The 16,987-nt window shown below is 65.7% G+C and carries 17 protein-coding genes; 14 read left to right on the top strand and 3 right to left on the bottom strand.

All coding sequences use genetic code 11. The features are described 5' to 3' along the window. The first annotated feature begins 62 nt into the window (after positions 1 to 62). The 5 genes from ACT17R_RS02835 to ACT17R_RS02815 all read left to right on the top strand — a co-directional run bounded on the left by ACT17R_RS02835 (position 63) and on the right by ACT17R_RS02815 (position 4,311). A complete protein-coding gene (locus ACT17R_RS02835; protein WP_062902952.1) occupies positions 63 to 494 on the top strand; it encodes a MucR family transcriptional regulator in 432 nt (143 codons plus the stop codon). A gap of 124 nt (positions 495 to 618) precedes the next feature. Beyond that, positions 619 to 1,044 carry a Fur family transcriptional regulator gene (locus ACT17R_RS02830; protein ID WP_003039883.1) on the top strand — a complete coding sequence of 142 codons (426 nt, stop codon included), beginning with the start codon at positions 619 to 621 and terminating at the stop codon, positions 1,042 to 1,044. Then, the gene (locus ACT17R_RS02825) at positions 1,016 to 1,810 is read left to right on the top strand and encodes a lysophospholipid acyltransferase family protein (RefSeq protein ID WP_444808952.1); all 795 of its coding nucleotides are present in this window, start codon (positions 1,016 to 1,018) and stop codon (positions 1,808 to 1,810) included. The genes ACT17R_RS02830 and ACT17R_RS02825 overlap by 29 nt, the downstream gene beginning before the upstream one ends. Before the next feature lie 7 nt (positions 1,811 to 1,817). Beyond that, positions 1,818 to 3,170 carry a tRNA (N6-isopentenyl adenosine(37)-C2)-methylthiotransferase MiaB gene (gene miaB, locus ACT17R_RS02820; protein WP_444808951.1) on the top strand — a complete coding sequence of 451 codons (1,353 nt, stop codon included), beginning with the start codon at positions 1,818 to 1,820 and terminating at the stop codon, positions 3,168 to 3,170. Positions 3,171 to 3,303: 133 nt separating this feature from the next. Next, positions 3,304 to 4,311: a PhoH family protein gene (locus ACT17R_RS02815; protein ID WP_003039878.1), complete on the top strand. Its 1,008-nt coding sequence runs from the start codon at positions 3,304 to 3,306 to the stop codon at positions 4,309 to 4,311. Positions 4,312 to 4,340: 29 nt separating this feature from the next. Here the strand turns inward: ACT17R_RS02815 and ACT17R_RS02810 are convergent, their stop codons facing one another. After that, the gene (locus tag ACT17R_RS02810; RefSeq protein ID WP_062900479.1) at positions 4,341 to 4,724 is read right to left on the bottom strand and encodes a DoxX family protein; all 384 of its coding nucleotides are present in this window, start codon (positions 4,722 to 4,724) and stop codon (positions 4,341 to 4,343) included. 138 nt (positions 4,725 to 4,862) lie between these two features. Here ACT17R_RS02810 and ACT17R_RS02805 point away from each other — a divergent pair, with 138 nt between their 5' ends. The 9 genes from ACT17R_RS02805 to ACT17R_RS02765 all read left to right on the top strand — a co-directional run bounded on the left by ACT17R_RS02805 (position 4,863) and on the right by ACT17R_RS02765 (position 14,184). Next, positions 4,863 to 5,315: a carboxymuconolactone decarboxylase family protein gene (locus tag ACT17R_RS02805; protein WP_444808950.1), complete on the top strand. Its 453-nt coding sequence runs from the start codon at positions 4,863 to 4,865 to the stop codon at positions 5,313 to 5,315. Next, positions 5,312 to 6,184, top strand: a complete 873-nt coding sequence (locus tag ACT17R_RS02800) for a sigma-70 family RNA polymerase sigma factor (RefSeq protein ID WP_444808949.1) — start codon at positions 5,312 to 5,314, stop codon at positions 6,182 to 6,184. The genes ACT17R_RS02805 and ACT17R_RS02800 overlap by 4 nt, the downstream gene beginning before the upstream one ends. 73 nt (positions 6,185 to 6,257) lie before the next feature. Continuing rightward, positions 6,258 to 8,342 carry a transglycosylase domain-containing protein gene (locus ACT17R_RS02795; protein WP_444808948.1) on the top strand — a complete coding sequence of 695 codons (2,085 nt, stop codon included), beginning with the start codon at positions 6,258 to 6,260 and terminating at the stop codon, positions 8,340 to 8,342. A 118-nt stretch (positions 8,343 to 8,460) separates the two neighbouring features. After that, entirely contained in the window at positions 8,461 to 8,967 is a 507-nt protein-coding gene (ybeY, locus tag ACT17R_RS02790; protein WP_444808947.1) for an rRNA maturation RNase YbeY, read from the top strand. Positions 8,968 to 8,984: 17 nt separating this feature from the next. Beyond that, complete coding sequence (locus tag ACT17R_RS02785; RefSeq protein ID WP_186402747.1) at positions 8,985 to 9,926, top strand: hemolysin family protein; 942 nt, start codon at positions 8,985 to 8,987, stop codon at positions 9,924 to 9,926. A gap of 40 nt (positions 9,927 to 9,966) precedes the next feature. Beyond that, positions 9,967 to 11,124 carry a glycosyltransferase family 4 protein gene (locus ACT17R_RS02780; protein ID WP_058813370.1) on the top strand — a complete coding sequence of 386 codons (1,158 nt, stop codon included), beginning with the start codon at positions 9,967 to 9,969 and terminating at the stop codon, positions 11,122 to 11,124. A gap of 6 nt (positions 11,125 to 11,130) precedes the next feature. Further along, a complete protein-coding gene (locus ACT17R_RS02775) occupies positions 11,131 to 12,456 on the top strand; it encodes a replication-associated recombination protein A (RefSeq protein ID WP_217372557.1) in 1,326 nt (441 codons plus the stop codon). Continuing rightward, entirely contained in the window at positions 12,453 to 12,809 is a 357-nt protein-coding gene (locus ACT17R_RS02770; protein ID WP_234178590.1) for an MmcQ/YjbR family DNA-binding protein, read from the top strand. Before ACT17R_RS02775 ends, ACT17R_RS02770 begins: the two co-directional genes overlap by 4 nt. Before the next feature lies 1 nt (position 12,810). Next, positions 12,811 to 14,184, top strand: coding sequence for a serine hydrolase domain-containing protein (locus tag ACT17R_RS02765; RefSeq protein ID WP_260834155.1), 1,374 nt, complete (start codon positions 12,811 to 12,813; stop codon positions 14,182 to 14,184). Positions 14,185 to 14,188: 4 nt separating this feature from the next. Here ACT17R_RS02765 and ACT17R_RS02760 read toward each other — a convergent pair whose 3' ends face one another. Next, the gene (locus ACT17R_RS02760) at positions 14,189 to 14,605 is read right to left on the bottom strand and encodes a GFA family protein (RefSeq protein ID WP_444808946.1); all 417 of its coding nucleotides are present in this window, start codon (positions 14,603 to 14,605) and stop codon (positions 14,189 to 14,191) included. A gap of 79 nt (positions 14,606 to 14,684) precedes the next feature. Next, on the bottom strand, positions 14,685 to 16,982 hold the full coding sequence (gene ptsP, locus ACT17R_RS02755) for a phosphoenolpyruvate--protein phosphotransferase (RefSeq protein WP_062900471.1): 2,298 nt from the start codon (positions 16,980 to 16,982) through the stop codon (positions 14,685 to 14,687). Between the last annotated feature and the right edge of the window lie 5 nt (positions 16,983 to 16,987).

Here is a 16,987-nt window from a genome sequence, read left to right as displayed (position 1 = left end):
GTAGGAACCCCCCAATAATCAAATCGCTGATTATCCGGGTCTTTATATGGGGAATGAGTTTCATGTCGGAGTCTGCCGATACAAATGAAATGCTCGTCACGCTGACTGCCGACATCGTCGCGGCGCATGTCAGCAATAACAGCGTCGCGATTTCAGATCTCGCAATCCTGATCAACAACGTCCACACCGCCTTGTCGAACCTTGGCGAAAAGGCGGTCGAAGAAGAAAAGCCGGTGCCCGCGGTATCGATCCGCGCGTCGGTGAAGCCTGACCATATCGTGTGTCTGGAAGACGGCAAGAAGCTGAAAATGCTTCGCCGCCACCTGATGACCCACTATGGCATGACGCCCGACGATTACCGCGCAAAGTGGGGCCTTCCAGCCGATTATCCGATGGTCGCTCCCAATTATGCCGAACGGCGCCGCGCGCTCGCCAAGGAAATCGGCCTGGGCACCAAGGGGCGCGGCGGCGGCCGCAAGCGCAAGAAAGTCTGAGCTTTTCACGGCGCAGAATGCAGGGGCGGTGCCGGGGGGCGCCGCCCTTGTTCTATGCGCGGGGCGACCCTATACAGATTGAAGAAACAGGACGCGACCTGCGCGCTTTGCACGAAAGGCCATCATGCCCGGTTCCATCGATCTTGAAGCCCTTTGCCATGAAAAGGGCCTGCGGATTACCGAACAGCGTCGCATCATCGCGCGCGTGATTTCGGATTCCGAAGATCATCCCGACGTCGAAACGCTTTATGAGCGCGCGTCGAAGATCGACAGCGGCATTTCGATCGCCACCGTTTATCGTACCGTGCGCCTGTTCGAAGAAGCGGGCATCCTCGACCGCCATGATTTCGGCGATGGCCGTTCGCGCTACGAAGCCGCGCCAGAGGCGCATCACGATCATCTGATCGACGTCGAAACGGGAAAGGTGATCGAATTCGTCGATCCCGAACTCGAAGCGTTGCAGAAGGTGATCGCCGAACGGCTGGGCTTCCGCCTCGTCGATCACCGCATGGAGCTTTACGGTGTCGCCATCGATCGCAAGCGCGACTGATCGCGCCCGGATCACCTGGCGCTCGGTCTTCCGCCTTGCGCTGATGGTGCTGACGCTCTTTTTCCTGATCGTCCCGCACCTTTTCTACCGCGCCATCGGGCGGCCATCGCCGATGGTCATGGCCTTTCTGAACGCGGTCGGCTGGATCGCGGGTTTGCGGGTCACGACGACCGGGACGCGGCTGCGCCGCGATGTCCTGTTCGTGTCGAACCATGTCAGCTGGCTCGACATTTTGGCGCTCGGCGGTGCGGCGCGATCGGCCTTCGTGTCCAAGGCCGAGGTCGGCACGACGCCGCTCGTCGGCTGGCTCGCCGACCAGAATCACACCATCTATGTCCAGCGTGAGGCGAAGCGCGAGATTCACAATCAGACGAACGATCTGCGCAATGCGCTTGCGCGCGGGCGCCCGGTGACGCTGTTTCCCGAAGGGACGACGGGGCCCGGCGACGGCTTGCTGCCATTCCGGCCGTCGCTGTTGCAGGCGGTGATTCCGACGCCGCCACGGCTCCAGGTGCAGCCGGTGTTTCTCGACTATGGGGTCGAGGCTCCCGATATTGCGTGGCTCGATCCCGAATCGGGCCTCGACAATTTCAAGCGTCTGCTCGCGCGCAAGCGGCCGATCACATTGACCATCCATTATCTCGATCCGCTGCCCAACGATGCCGAGGCGGACCGCAAGCTATTGGCCGAGGCCGCGCGCGCCGCGATCGCCGGCGCGATGGCGCAGACGCCAAACCCTTCCGCGATCAGCCGCCATCGCCTATAGGGCGCCGATGACATCCGACTCCCCCGCCAAAAATCCCGCCAAGACCTTCCACGTCAAATCCTTCGGCTGCCAGATGAACGTCTATGACGGCGAACGCATGTCGGAGATGCTGGGCGCGCAGGGTTATGTTCCCGCCGCGGACGGCGCCGATGCCGATCTGGTCGTGCTCAACACCTGCCACATCCGCGAAAAGGCGGCCGAGAAGGTCTATTCGGACATCGGCCGGCTGAAGCGCGAGGACGGCAGTACGCCGACGATCGCGGTCGCCGGCTGCGTGGCGCAGGCCGAGGGCGCCGAAATCGCGCGCCGCGCGCCGAGCGTCGATGTCGTCGTCGGCCCGCAGGCCTATCACCGGTTGCCCGACCTGATCGCGCGCGCCGAACGCGGCGAAAAGGCGATCGACCTCGACATGCCGCTCGAAAGCAAGTTCGGCGCGCTGCCAAAGCGCGCGGGCGGTCAGCGCCCGACGGCCTTTTTGACCGTGCAGGAAGGCTGCGACAAATTCTGTACCTACTGCGTCGTGCCTTATACGCGCGGCGCCGAGATCAGTCGGCCCTTCGCCGACCTGATCACCGAGGCGCGCGCGCTCATCGCGGGCGGGGTGCGCGAAATCACCCTGCTCGGGCAGAATGTGAACGCGTGGGACGGCGAGGATGACAAGGGCCGGGCGATCGGCCTTGACGGCCTGATCCGCGAGCTTGCGCGGGAGGGCGGGCTGGAGCGCATCCGCTATACCACAAGCCACCCGAACGACATGACCGACGGGCTGATCGCGGCGCATGGCGAGGTCGACAATCTGATGCCATTCCTTCACCTGCCGGTGCAAGCGGGCAGCGATCGCATCCTCGCGGCGATGAACCGCAGCCATAGCGTCGACAGCTATTTGCGCGTCATCGAACGCGTTCGCGCGGCGCGCCCCGACATTGCGATTTCGGGGGACTTCATCGTCGGCTTTCCCGGTGAGAGCGAGGCCGATTTCGAGGCGACGCTCGATATCGTGCGCGCGACCAATTATGCGATGGCGTACAGCTTCAAATATTCGCGCCGCCCCGGCACGCCCGCGGCGACGATGGACGAGCAGATCGACGAAGCGGTGATGAACGACCGCCTCCAGCGGCTGCAGGCGCTGCTCAATCAGCAGCAGCAGGCATTCAACGAAGCGACGGTCGGGCGCGCGACGCGCCTGCTGCTCGAACGCAAGGGCAAGTTTGACGGCCAGTTGATCGGCAAATCGCCCTGGCTGCAATCGGTGCATGTGACGGCGCCGGGGCTGGCGATCGGCGACATGGTCGATGTGCGCGTTACATCGGCCGGGCCCAACAGCCTGGGGGCCGAGCCGTTGATGGAAGCGGTTGCCTAGTGCCGGCTTTGAGTTTGGGTTTCCCTGCGAAGGCGGGGACCCATCTCCTTTCGCCGCATTCCGGTGCCACGGGATGGACTCCCGCCTTCGCGGGAGTACACAGGTTGTTACTGAAAGAAGGAGCCCTGCCCACGTGTCGAAACGCCCGCTGACCGCCGCATCGCCCGCCGAACCCGGCGACCGCGTCCGATTGTCGGTGGAGTTCGAGCGAACCCAGCTTCTGGGCATATTATTCGGCGAGTTCGACCGTAATCTGGTGGCGATCGAGAACAGGCTCGGCGTCTATATTTCGGCGCGCGGCAATCGCGTGCAGATCGAAGGGGAGGCCGAAGCCGCAGCGCGCGCGCGCGATGTGCTGACCGAAATTTATACGCGGATCGAACGCGGGGAAGAGATTGACAGCGGGCTGGTCGATGCGGTGATCGCGATGACGGCGCAGCCGACGCTCGACGGCATCATCCGCCACGAAACCAGCGACGCGCCGCCGGTGATGATCCGCACGCGCAAAAAGACGATCGTCCCGCGCGCGCCGTCGCAAATCCCCTATATGCAGGCGCTGGCGCGCGACGACGTGATATTCGCGCTCGGTCCCGCGGGCACGGGCAAGACCTATCTTGCGGTCGCGCAGGCCGTAGCCCAGCTCATCACCGGCAGCGTCCAGCGCCTGATCCTGTCGCGCCCGGCGGTCGAGGCGGGCGAGAAGCTCGGCTTCCTGCCTGGCGACATGAAGGAAAAGGTCGATCCCTATCTGCGCCCGCTCTACGACGCGCTGCACGATTGCCTGCCCGCCGAGCAGGTCGAACGCCGCATCGCTAGCGGCGAGATCGAGATTGCCCCGCTTGCCTTCATGCGTGGGCGCACGCTCGCCGATGCCTTCATCATCCTCGACGAAGCGCAGAATACGACGATCCCGCAGATGAAGATGTTCCTCACCCGCTTCGGCATGAACAGCCGCATGGTGATCTGCGGCGACCCGAAGCAGGTCGACCTGCCGCTGCCCGCGACATCGGGCCTCGCCGATGCGGTCGCGCGGCTCGAAGGTCTCGAAGGCATCAACGTCAGCCGCTTCACGAGCGCCGACGTCGTGCGCCACCCCATCGTCGGGCGGATCGTCGAAGCCTATGAGGGGCCGGGAAGCTGAGAGCTACGGCGCCCTGACGCCAAAGCCGTTCAGCCTTTGGAGCGGCTGGCGTCGATGCTCCATATCCCGGCGCCGCGCGTCGCGATGAACAGGAAGATGAAGGTGTAGAGGATGATCGTCTCGCCGCCGTTGACGATCGGATAGAGCCCGTTCGGCGCGTGGGCGACCCAATAACCGACCGCCGACATTCCACTGGCGATGAAGGCCGCGGGCCGCGTGAACAGGCCGATGATGATCAGCGCGCCCGCGACGAGTTCGATCGTTCCGGCGGCATAGAGCATCGGGTTGAGCGGCATCGGAAAATCGGTCGGGAAATTGAAGAATTTCTGCACTCCGTGCGCGAGGAACAGCAAGCCGGCGACAATGCGCAGCAGCGCATAGGCCTGTTCACGATAGCCATCGAGAAACTTCATCACACGCCCCCTTCGGTCGTTGTCGATGGGCGAAGCTATCGCAAAAAGCCGTCGCCGCGAAATTTATTCGCGCGCCATGTCACAATCGACCGGCGCTGCCTCGTCATGTCGGCACAACCCGAACAAAGGAGTGATGACATGACCAAGGTAACCGACCCCTTCGCCGCAGCGCCGCAGTTGATGAAGCAGTGGATGGCGACCTCGCTCGCTGTGCAGGACAGCCTCGAGAAAAGCCTGATCGAACTCGTCAAGATCCGCGCCTCGATCGTCAACGGCTGCGCCAATTGCATCAACATGCACACCGCCGAAGCGCGCGCTGGCGGCGAGAGCGAGCAGCGCATCTATCTGCTGGCGGCGTGGCGCGAGGCGCCCTGCTATACGCCTCGCGAACGCGCGGCGCTCGCCTGGACCGACGCCTTGACGCGCCTGTCGCAGGGGCACACACAGGGCGAAGCCAAGTCGGCGCTCGAGGCCGAATTCACGCCGGAGGAACAGGTGAAGCTGACGCTGATGATCAACATCATCAACGGATGGAACCGCATCGCGGTCGGTTTCGACCTTTGGTACGAACAGCCGGCCCGCGCCGCGTGACGGGGACGGCACCTTCGCATGCGGAAGCGGCGGATGCGGCGGCGAGTTTCGACCCGCTGCGTCCGCTGCTGACGCGCGTCGCCTATCGCATGCTCGGGTCGGTCGCCGATGCCGAGGATGTGGTGCAGGACGCCTTCATCCGCTGGCTCGGCGCCGATCGTGCGGCGGTGCATGAGCCTGCTGCCTTTCTGCGGCGTACCGTGACGCGGCTCTGCCTCGACCAGCTCAAATCGGCGCGGGCGCGGCGCGAAACCTATGTCGGGCCGTGGCTCCCCGACCCGATCGTCGGCGAGGAACCCGACGACGATGTTACGCTGCCGCTGATGCTTGCGCTCGAACGGCTGTCGCCGCTCGAACGTGCAGCCTTTCTGCTCCATGACGTCTTCGGCGTCGGGTTCGACGAGGTCGCGGCGACGATTGGCCGCGATGCGGCGGCGACGCGCCAGCTCGCGACCCGTGCCCGCGCCCACGTCCGTGACGCGCGTCCGCGCTACCGGCTCGAGCGCGAGCGCGGACTCGAAATAGCGAGCGCCTTCTTCGCGGCGTCGCGGAGCGGTGACATGAGCGCGCTCGGCAGCCTGCTCGCGGCCGATGTCGGCATGTGGTCCGATGGCGGCGGCAAGCGGCCCGCGGCGATGCAGCCGGTACTCGGCTTCAACCTCGTCATGCGGGTGCATCGCAGCCTGGCGGTCCTGTTCGGAAAACATGCCTCAATGCTGGTCGAGGTCGGGACGATCAACGGGCTACCCGGCTTCGTGACGCGCGAGGCCGACGGCGAATATCAGACGACCGCGCTGGAAATCGAGGACGGGCTGGTCGTCGGCATCTACGTCGTGCGTAACCCCGACAAGCTGCGCCACATGCACTGAAGTGCCGCCCGATTGCGCTTCGCCGCAGGAGCGATTGCGCGCTCTGTATTGGGCGTGTAATACGGCGCGAAGAATGACCGCTTTCCCTTTTTCCGATGATCCTCCGCCTCCGGCGGTTGAAGAACCGCTGTTTCCGCCTGCCGAAACGCCTGCGACGCCGGCGGGCGCGAAGAAGCCGCGGCCACGATGGCTGCGCTGGCTGTCGCGCGGTTTTGCGGCTTTTGCGATTCTCTTCATCCTGCTCGTCGGCTGGCTGGCGATTACGGCGCCGCTGTCGAAATCGCTCGAACCGATTGCGCCGCCGCAGATTACCCTGCTCGCATCGAACGGCACCCCGATCGCGCGCATCGGCGCGGTCGTCGACAAGCCGGTGAAGGTCGCCGACCTGCCCGATCATGTCACGCAGGCCTTCATCGCGATCGAGGACCGCCGTTTCTATAATCATTGGGGCGTCGATCCGCGCAGCGTCGCGCGGGCGGTGTGGAGCAATGTTACCGGCGGCCGCACCCAGGGCGGCAGCACGATCACGCAGCAGCTCGCCAAATTCACCTTCCTGACGCCCAAGCGCACGCTGGGCCGCAAGGCGCGCGAGGCGCTGATCGCCTTCTGGCTCGAAGCATGGCTGACCAAGGACGAGATCCTCGAGCGCTATCTGTCGAACGCCTATTTCGGCGATAACACCTATGGTTTGCGCGCCGCGTCGCTCCATTATTTCTATCGCCAGCCCGAAAAGCTGACCCCGGCGCAGGCGGCGATGCTGGCAGGGCTGGTGCAGGCGCCGTCGCGGCTGGCCCCGACCAAGAACCCCGATCTGGCTGAAAAGCGGATGCGGCTGGTCGTGCAGGCGATGGCGCGCGAGGGTTATCTGACCGCAGCCGAGGCGAAAGCGATGCGGCCGCCGCGTATCGACGTGCGCGAGCGCGATGACCTACCCACCGGCACCTATTTCGCCGACTGGGCGCTGCCGCAGGCCCGCAAGCTCAGCGACATCGGCTATGCGCGCCAGACGATCACGACGACGCTCGACGCCCGTTTGCAGGCGGCGGCGCGGCGTGCGGTCAATCGCGCCGCGCTCGGCAAATCGCAGGTGGCGCTGGTCGCGATGCGCCCCGATGGCGAGGTCGTCGCGATGATCGGCGGGCGCGACTATGCCGCATCGCCGTTCAACCGCGCCACCCAGGCACGGCGCCAGCCCGGATCGACCTTCAAGCTGTTCGTCTACCTCGCGGCGCTGCGCAAAGGCTGGCGCCCCGACGACCGCATCGCCAACGGGCCGATCGAAATCGGCACCTATCGGCCGAAAAACGCCAGCGGCATCTATTCGCCAAGCATCACGCTGGAAGACGCCTTCGCGACCTCGAGCAATGTCGCGGCAGTGCGGCTGCTGCAGGAAGTGGGCGATGACCGCGTCATTGCGATGGCGCGCGATTTGGGCGTCACCGCACCGCTGGCCAAGGGTGACCCGAGCCTGGCGCTCGGTACCTCGACGATGACGTTGATGGAACTGACCGCCGCCTATGCTGCGGTGGCGGCGAACGCCTATCCGGTCGTGCCGCGCGCCTTCAAGAGCGAGGACAAGGGCTGGTTCGAAAATATGGTCTGGGGGCCCAGCCATTTTTCGGCGCGCGAGCATGACGGGATAGAGGATATGCTGGGCGCCGTGGTCAATCGCGGTACCGGGCGCGCGGCGCGGCTGCCGATCGCCGGCTTTGGCAAGACGGGGACGAGCCAGGACAATCGCGACGCCTATTTCATCGGCTATACCGATGGGCTGGTCGTCGGCGTGTGGGTCGGCAACGACGATAATTCGCCGCTGCAAGGTGTGACCGGCGGCGGCGTGCCGGCGCGAATCTGGCGCGATTTCATGGTGCAGGCCAGCGGCCGCGGCGCCGAACCGAAGAAGCCGCCGCGGGCTGCCGATCCTGCGGGACCGGTCCAGCCGCTTGACGTGCCCGACGTCGGGACGATCCCGGTCGGGGACAAGACGAGCATCGGGGTCGAGGACGGCAATGCGGTCATCAGCACCGAAATCGGCGGCACACGCGTCGATCTGCGCCTCCCGATCGGTGACCGTCAGCCACCCTCGGGGCAAGGGCCGCCCCCGACACCGGCAACCCCGTCGGCGCAGCCCCAGCCGGCACCGGCCCCGCCGCCGTAACAGGGGTGGGCAAGCAGTTTCGCATGGCGCATGGCGCGGTGCGGCAGTAGCGAGGGGCAATGATCACGCCGATTCTCTCCGTTGACAAGCGCAGCCGGCCCGCGGCCGCGATCCGGCCATGCTGAGCGTCGAAACGCACGAGGCCAGCCCCTGGCTCGACGATCTCGATTGGCAGGTGCGCGCCGGTGAGGCGGCCGCGGCCGGGCTCGCGCTGACGCCTTACGCCGCGCTGGCCGATGCCGCGCCGCTTGTCGAGGTGGCGATCCGCCTGACCAACGATGATGAAGTTCACGCGCTCAACCGCGATTTCCGCGGGAAGGACAAGCCGACCAACGTCCTGTCCTTTCCGCAGGTCCAGCCCGATCTTCTCGAAACGATGAGCAACAGCGACGATGGCGAGATATTGCTCGGCGACATCGTGCTGGCGCGCGAAACCTGCGTGCGCGAGGCCGCGGAGAAGGGGGTTTCGGTCGCCGATCATGCGACTCATCTGATCGTGCACGGGATGCTGCATCTGGTCGGTTATGACCATGTCGACGATCATGGCGCCGAGGCGATGGAGGCTTTGGAAGTGAAAGCCCTTGCATCGCTGGGCATCGCCAATCCATATGCGGTGCAGGATTAACGGCAAAAGCGAGAGACATGCCCGACGAGCAGGGGTCTTCGACCCGATCGGAAGAGGACAGTAGGTCCGGCCTGTGGGCCGGAATACGGACGTTGCTGTTCGGCGGTAACAGCGAACCGTCGCTGCGCGAGCAGATCGAAGAGGTCATCGACGAGGCCGAGGAAGAGGGCGCCGAGCGCCGCGGCAGCAGCATCGTCGGCGATCTGTCGCCCATCGAACGCAAGATGCTGCGCAACCTGCTGCATTTCGGCGAACAGACGGTCGACGATGTGGCGGTGCCGCGCGGCGAGATCATCGCGATTTCGGAAAGCGCCAGCTTCGAGGAAATCGTCGCGATCTTTGCCGATGCGGGGCACAGCCGCCTGCCGGTCTATCGCGAAACGCTCGACGAGGTCATCGGGATGATCCACGTCAAGGACGTGTTTGCGGTACTGGCCGAAGGGCGCACGCCGCCGCCGCTGCTCGACCTGTTGCGTCAGCCGCTCTATGTGCCGCAATCGATGGGCGTGCTCGACCTGCTCGCTGAAATGCGCGCGAAGCGCACGCACCTTGCGATCGTCATCGACGAATATTCGGGCACCGACGGCCTCGTCACGATCGAAGATCTGGTCGAGGAAATCGTCGGTGAGATCGAGGATGAGCATGACGACGAGCCGACCGCGCTGTTCGTGCCCGGCGCCGACGGCTGCTGGGACGCCGATGCGCGCGCCGAACTCGACGATATTGGCGAAGTAATCGACCCGCGCCTTGCCGAAGTCGACGAAGATGTCGACACGCTCGGCGGCCTCGCTGCGGTGCTCGCGGGGCATGTCCCGGCGGTCGGCGAGGTGCTGCACCACTCGAGCGGGTGGCGCATCGAAATCACTGAGGCCGATGAAAAGCGCGTCCATCGTCTGCGCCTGCATCCGCCGGTGGTTGTCGACCTGGAAGCCTCGGCCGACCGCGGCGCCGACTTCTGACGAATTGCCTTTGACGGGGCAAAGGACTAGCGCAAATCGGATGGACGTTTCGGACCTTCGCATCGCGCTGTTCAGCGGAAATTACAATATGACGGTCGATGGCGCGAACAAGGCGCTCAACCGCCTTGTAGGCTATCTGCTACGCCAGGGCGCATCGGTGCGCGTCTATTCGCCGACGGTTGCCGAACCCGATTTCGAGCCGACCGGCGATCTTGTCAGCGTGCCGTCGATGGCGATCCCGAACCGCCCCGAATATCGCATTCCGCTTCATTTCTCGGCCCGCGTGCGCGAGGATATCGCGAAATTCGCGCCCAATATCCTGCATATCTCCAGCCCCGACCGCGTTTCGCGGCAAGTGGCGGCGTGGGCTCGGCGGCGCAATATCCCGGTCGCCTGCTCGGTGCACACACGCTTCGAAACCTATTTCCGCTATTACAACCTGTCCTTCCTCGAACCGATTATGGTCGCGTGGCTGCGCCGGCTCTACCGGCGCTGCGACGCGCTGATCGCGCCGTCGGAAAGCTTTGCGCAGGTGCTGCGCGAACAGCGGATGAACTATGACATCGGCATCTGGACGCGCGGCGTCGAGCGCGACATTTTCCGGCCCGACAGGCGCGAGGCGAGCTGGCGCCAGTCATGGGGCATCGCCGACGACATGCCCGTCATCGCTTTCCTCGGACGGCTGGTCATGGAAAAGGGGCTCGACGTTTTCGCCGACACGATCGACGTGCTCGAACGCCGCAAGGTCCGCCATCAGGTCGTCGTGATCGGCGAAGGCCCCGCGGGCGACTGGTTCGAATCGCGGCTCCCGCAGGCGAAATTCGTCGGCTTTCAGGGCGGTCCCAATCTCGCCCGGGCAATCGCGTCGTGCGATATGCTGTTCAACCCGTCCGTCACCGAAACCTTCGGCAATGTGACGCTGGAAGCGATGGCGTGCGGCCTGCCGGTGGTCGCAGCGCGCGCGACGGGCAGCGCCAGCATCGTCAAGCATGGCCAGACGGGCTATCTCGTCGATCCGGGGTCGATCACCGGCTTTGCCGACGACCTTGAGCGCTATTGCACCGATGCCGGGTTGCGCGCGGCGCATGGTGCGGCGGCGCTGGCCGAAAGCATGGCCTATGAATGGGACGCGATCAATCAGTCGGTCGCCGACACCTATTTGCGGCTGATCCGCCAGAAGCAGCGGCAGCGGAGGTAGCGCGGCATGGCCGGGGATCTGTTCGGCGACGATGCGCCGGTCGGGGCAGCCGATGCCACCGGGCCGGTTCCGCTCGCCGAACGGTTGCGCCCGCGCAGCCTCGCCGATGTCGTCGGACAGGAGCATCTGACCGGCGCCGAGGGCGCGATCGGGCGCATGGTTGCGGCGGGGCAATTGTCGTCGATCATCCTGTGGGGGCCGCCGGGCACGGGCAAGACGACGATCGCGCGGCTGCTGGCCGAAGCTGTGGGGATGCGCTTCGCGCCGCTGTCGGCGGTGTTTTCGGGCGTCGCCGACCTTAAAAAGGCGTTCGCCGATGCCGAGAAGATGGCGGCTGCGGGCAAGCGCACGCTGCTTTTCGTCGACGAGATTCACCGCTTCAACCGCGCGCAGCAGGACGGCTTCCTGCCTTTTGTCGAGCGCGGGACGGTCGTGCTCGTCGGCGCGACAACCGAGAACCCAAGTTTTGCGCTGAACGCCGCATTGCTCAGCCGCGCGCAGGTGCTGGTGCTGCACCGGCTCGATGAAGCGGCGCTCGCGCTGCTTGTCGAACGCGCAGAAGCGGATGTCGGGCGGAGCCTGCCGGTGACCGCGGACGCGCGGGCGGCGCTGATCGCCAGCGCGGACGGTGACGGGCGCTTCCTGCTCAACCAGGTCGAAACCCTGTTCGCGGCCGCGATCGCCGATCCGCTCGACGCGGCCCAGCTTGCGCAATTCCTGCACCGCCGCATGCCGGTCTACGACAAGGACCGTGACGGTCATTACAATCTGATCTCGGCGCTGCACAAATCGCTGCGCGGATCGGACCCGCAAGCGGCGCTCTATTGGCTTGCGCGCATGCTCGTCGCGGGGGAGGAGCCACTTTATGTCCTGCGCCGCCTCGTCCGCTTTGCGAGCGAGGATATCGGGCTCGCCGATCCGCAGGCGCTGACCCAATGCATTGCCGCCAAGGACGCCTATCAGTTTCTCGGCTCGCCCGAGGGCGAGCTCGCGATCGTGCAGGCGTGTCTCTATCTCGCGACCGCGCCCAAATCGAACGCCGCCTATGCTGCGCAAAAGGCGGCGTGGGCCGCGGCGCGCGAAACCGGCTCGCTTGCGCCCCCCGCGAACATTCTCAATGCGCCGACCAAGCTGATGAAGGATCTGGGTTATGGCGCAGGCTATGCCTATGACCATGATGCCCCCGACGGCTTTTCGGGCGACAATTACTGGCCCGATACCATGGCGCCCGCGACCTTCTATCGGCCCGTCGATCGTGGTTTCGAGAAGCGCGTCGCCGAGCGCATCGCCTGGTGGGACGAGCGCCGCCGCGCCGCGCGGGAGGAGCAGTGAGCGCCTTCCGTTTCGATGACTGGGACGATGTTGTCGCCTTTGCCTGCGCACTGCCCGATGTCGAAATGGCGCTCTTCTATGGCACTCCTTGCCCGAAAGTGAACGGCAAGGCCTTCGTTTCGCCGGGCCGCGAGGCCGGCAGTTTTCACGTCATGTGCCCGATCGAGGAAAAGGAGCTGTTGCTTGAAACCGACCCCGGTATCTTCTGGCAATCCCCGCATTATGAAGGCTGGCCCGGCCTGCTCGTTCGCTTCGCTCCCGCCGATCCCGGCCGGGTCGCCGACGTCATCCGCCGCGCCTGGTGGGATCGCGCCAAAAAGGCCCAGCGCGCGGCGTTCGGCCCGCGGCCCTGACGTGCGCGGGCGCGCGTTTCTCGTCGCCGCCATGGCGCTCACGGCGATGCCGGCGCAGGCTGCGGACGCGGGGGCCGATCTCAATCGCGCCTGGGCGGCGGGCTATCGCGCCGCCTTCACCTGCTCGGCGCTTTGGGACGGCGCGGGCAAGGCGATGGCCGATATCGAACGCGACGAGCTGACGGGCATCTATCCCGAAATCGAGGCCGACGTCCGCGCGTTGACGGCCGATGTCGACCAGACGGCACGCCGCGTTCTTGTCCGCTATCGCGGCGACATGCCGCCGCGCGTCGCGCAGTGGACCGGGCGGGACGGCTGCGTGACGCTGCCGATTGGCGCCGATCCCGCGTCGGGGCCCGGAGTTTCGCCGCAGAAGCGCGCCGACTTCGACGCACGGCCATGGCCGCTCGGCGATCAGGGTGCGCGCGCGCCGATCCCGCGCGGTCTGACGCGCTATGAAGCGGCAGTGATGAACATTGCCGGTTTCGGCGGGCGGACCAGCGCGCTGCTGATCGTCAAGGACGGCCGGATCGTCGTCGAGCACTATCAAGCCGGGCACGACGTCCATACCGCGCAGCGCACCTTTTCGGTCGCAAAGTCGCTGGCGGCGACGCTGATCGGAAACGCGGTGCTGCGCGGCAAGCTCGACGTGGCCGCGCCCGCGGCGATCGCCGAATGGCAATCGGCTGGCGATCCGCGCGCGCTCATCACCACCGAACAGCTCATGCGCATGGCAAGCGGTCTGACGAGCGACAGCGCCGGCAATCGCACCGATGCCATCTATATGGGCGGCGCATCGGTGCGCGCGTGGACGACGCAGTGGCCGCTGCTCAACCCGCCGGGCAGCCGCTATCGCTACGCCAACAACGACACGCTGCTCGCGACGCTGTCGCTGAAGGCCGCGCTGACGAAGGAGGGCGAGGCGCTCGATCCTGCGGCCTTTTTCGACCGGCTGGGCATGACGCGCACCTTCGTCGAACATGACAAGGACGGCGATTTCATCCTGTCGAGCCAGGTGTGGACGACCGCGCGCGATCTTGCCCGGCTCGGCCTCCTCTATCTCAACGATGGCATGGCGGACGGTGAGCGCATTCTGCCCGCCGACTGGCGGCGCTTCGTTTCGACGCCGAGCGGCCCGCAGCCGGACGGGCCATTCGGCTATGGTGCCGGTTTCTGGCTGCTCGACAAATCGGCGGGCGTGCCATCCGATGCCTTCGGCGCTTTCGGCAATCGCGGCCAATATGTGATCGTCATTCCGTCGCGGCGGCTGGTCATCGTCCGGCAGGGCTATGACGACGCGGCGCAGCGGCTCGATATTGCCAAACTCACCGCCGCCGTCGTCGCCGGCGACGACAAGGCCGACGCCCGGAAATAAGGCCTCACTCCTGGCCGGGGTAGCGCACGAAGCTGGGCATCTCGTCGAGCTTTTCCATCCACCCGATCCGTTCGGCGACCTGGATCTGCGCGCCTGCGGGGATCAGGTCGGGATCGTCGAGCGTCCCCGACTGCACGTCGATCTTGCCGGGGAAAATCTGGTCGTTGGTATAGAAGAGGCCGGTACCGCAATCGCCGCAGAAATGGCGCTGCCCATGCTCCGAGGAGGCGTAGACCTGCGGCGTGCCGCTGAGCTCCAGATCGGCCTGTGCGACCAGCGCCCAGCCGACCATCGGCGCGCCGGCGTGGCGGCGGCAATCGCTGCAATGACACAGGGCGTGATGTTCTACCGCTGTCGGCATCGAATATCGGATCGCACCGCAATGGCACTGGCCGGAAGCGCGGGCAGGGGAATCGGTCATGTCTCTCTCCTTGGCTGGGAAGAGAACATACCATAAACATTTTCTCAAAGGCAATTACGTCGGCGGTCAAGCCGCGCGGTTACTCGCCCAGATCGACGTGGTGCTTCTGGGCCCAGTCGAGATATTGCCCGCGCGGGTTGGCGGCCGGGTGGGCGAGGATCGCCGGAACGTCGCGGCGCAGCGCGCCAAGGTCGAGCGAGCGGATCATCGCCTTTACCGGACCGACCCCGGCCGGCGTAATCGACAAGCGTTCGATCCCGATGCCGAGCAGCGCCATCGCTTCGAGCGGGCGGCCGCCCATTTCGCCGCAGACGCCAAGCGTGACCTTCGATCCCGACACCATTTTCACGACCCGCGCCAGATAGCGCATCACCGTCGGCGATAGCCAGTCATAGCGCTCGGCGAGCCGCGGGTGCGCGCGGTCAGCGGCGAAGAGGAACTGGGTCAGGTCATTGGTGCCGATCGACAGGAAGTCGAGGTGCGGCAGCATCAGATCGAGCGTCTCGATCAGACCCGGCACCTCGAGCATCGCGCCATAGCGGATCGCCGAGGGCAGCTTCTTGTTGTGCTGTTTCAGCCAGGCGCGCTGGTTGATGAACAACTGGCGTGCCGCCTCATATTCCCAGGGTTCGGACACCATCGGAAACATCACGTTCAGCGTGCGTCCCGCGGCCGCTTCCATCAGCGCCCGCGCCTGGACTTTCAACAGGCCTTCGCGTTCGAGCGCGAGGCGCAGCGCGCGCCACCCCATCGCCGGATTTTCCTCCAGCGCATTTTCGTCGACATTCATATAGGGCAGCGCCTTGTCGCCCCCGATGTCGACGGTGCGGAAGATTACAGGACGGTCGCCCGCTGCGTCGAGCACGTCGCGGTAGAGCCGCTGCTGCCGCTCGCGCTGCGGCAGCGTCGCCGACACGAGAAACTGGAATTCGGTCCGGAAGAGACCGATGCCGCGTGCGCCGGTGAGGTCGAGCGCCGCAACATCCTCGCGCAGCCCGGCGTTGATCATCAGCTCGATCGGGACCCCATCCTTAGTAATGGCGGGCAGATCGCGCAGCGACGCGAGGCTCGCGCGGCGCTTTTGCGAGATAACGAGCTTGGCATCGAAGGCGTCCTGCACCGCCTGCGTCGGGCGCACGTGCAGCGTTCCGGCGGCGGCATCGAGGAGCAGCATGTCGCCCTCGCGGATCGAGGTCCGGACGTCGCGGACCCGGCCCAGCACGGGGACGCCCATCGCACGCGCGACGATGATGACGTGCGCGGTCAGCGACCCTTCTTCCAGGATCACGCCCTTGAGACGGCGGCGATCATATTCGAGCAGCTCGGCGGGGCCGAGGTTGCGGGCGACGAGGATCGAATCCTGCCGCAGCCCGACTTGCGCCGCCGTCCCCATCTGCCCCGACACGATCCGGATCAGCCGGTTCGACAGGTCTTCCAGGTCGTGCATGCGGTCGCGCAGCAGCGCGTCGTCGATCTGGCGCATCCGCATCCGGGTGCGTTGCTGGACGCGTTCGATGGCCGCTTCGGCGGTCAGCCCGCTGTCGATCGCTTCGTTGATCCGCCGCGACCAGCCCTCGTCATAGGCGAACATCTTGTAGGTTTCGAGCACCTCCTCATGCTCGCCGCCGACGCCGAATTCGGCCTGGCTCGCCATGCGGTCGATCTGTTCGCGCATCTTGTCGAACGCGGCGTAAACGCGGTGGCGTTCGGCCTCGATATCGTCGGCGACCGTATGTTCGATATGCACGCGCGGCTGATGGAAAACCGCGATCCCGGCGCCCATGCCGTCGACCAGTTTCTGGCCCGACAGGCGCTGCATCGACTGGTCGGTTTCGCCCGCATCGATCCGCGCTGCGGTATCGACCAGGTCGGCGTTGGCGATCAGTTCGGACAGCACCATCGCGACCGTCTGCAGCGTTTCGATCTCGATCTCTTCATATCGGCGCGGTTCGGCATGCTGGACGCACAGGACGCCGACCGCGCGCTCGCGCCGGATGATCGGCACGCCGGCAAAGCTGTGGAACAGCTCCTCGCCCGTTTCAGGACGGTAGGAAAAGTCGGGATGCGCCGCCGCTTCGTCGAGGTTCAGCGTTTCGATCTGCTCGGCAATCGTGCCGACCAGGCCTTCGCCGAGGCCCAGCCGCGTGACGTGCACCGCCTCCTGCTTCAACCCGCGCGTGGCATAAAGTTCGAGCGCGCCTTCGCGCAGCAGATAGATGGAACAGACCTCGCTATCGAGGCATTCGCCGATGATGCCGACAACCTGGTTGAGCTTCGACTGCGCGTTGGTGCGCGCTGCCATCACCTCGTGCAGCCGCGTCAGGATCGTGCGGGCCGACTGGGCGGCGGATGTCGGCGGGGGCGGGGCGTTGGTCATCGTGC

It is taken from the genome of Sphingopyxis sp. Q841 (assembly GCF_052384365.1).
Lineage (GTDB): Bacteria > Pseudomonadota > Alphaproteobacteria > Sphingomonadales > Sphingomonadaceae > Sphingopyxis > Sphingopyxis terrae_A.
This window is presented reverse-complemented; position numbering and strand designations above follow the sequence as displayed.

Bases quoted from the DNA above. Each gene is read 5' to 3' on its own strand.
- ACT17R_RS02835 (WP_062902952.1), top strand. From the start codon at position 63: ATGTCGGAGTCTGCCGATACAAATGAAATGCTCGTCACGCTGACTGCC.
- ACT17R_RS02830 (WP_003039883.1), top strand. From the start codon at position 619: ATGCCCGGTTCCATCGATCTTGAAGCCCTTTGCCATGAAAAGGGCCTG.
- miaB (WP_444808951.1), top strand. From the start codon at position 1,818: ATGACATCCGACTCCCCCGCCAAAAATCCCGCCAAGACCTTCCACGTC.
- ACT17R_RS02810 (WP_062900479.1), bottom strand. From the start codon at position 4,724: ATGAAGTTTCTCGATGGCTATCGTGAACAGGCCTATGCGCTGCTGCGC.
- ACT17R_RS02805 (WP_444808950.1), top strand. From the start codon at position 4,863: ATGACCAAGGTAACCGACCCCTTCGCCGCAGCGCCGCAGTTGATGAAG.
- ACT17R_RS02795 (WP_444808948.1), top strand. From the start codon at position 6,258: ATGACCGCTTTCCCTTTTTCCGATGATCCTCCGCCTCCGGCGGTTGAA.
- ybeY (WP_444808947.1), top strand. From the start codon at position 8,461: ATGCTGAGCGTCGAAACGCACGAGGCCAGCCCCTGGCTCGACGATCTC.
- ACT17R_RS02785 (WP_186402747.1), top strand. From the start codon at position 8,985: ATGCCCGACGAGCAGGGGTCTTCGACCCGATCGGAAGAGGACAGTAGG.
- ACT17R_RS02780 (WP_058813370.1), top strand. From the start codon at position 9,967: ATGGACGTTTCGGACCTTCGCATCGCGCTGTTCAGCGGAAATTACAAT.
- ACT17R_RS02775 (WP_217372557.1), top strand. From the start codon at position 11,131: ATGGCCGGGGATCTGTTCGGCGACGATGCGCCGGTCGGGGCAGCCGAT.
- ACT17R_RS02760 (WP_444808946.1), bottom strand. From the start codon at position 14,605: ATGACCGATTCCCCTGCCCGCGCTTCCGGCCAGTGCCATTGCGGTGCG.
- ptsP (WP_062900471.1), bottom strand. From the start codon at position 16,982: ATGACCAACGCCCCGCCCCCGCCGACATCCGCCGCCCAGTCGGCCCGC.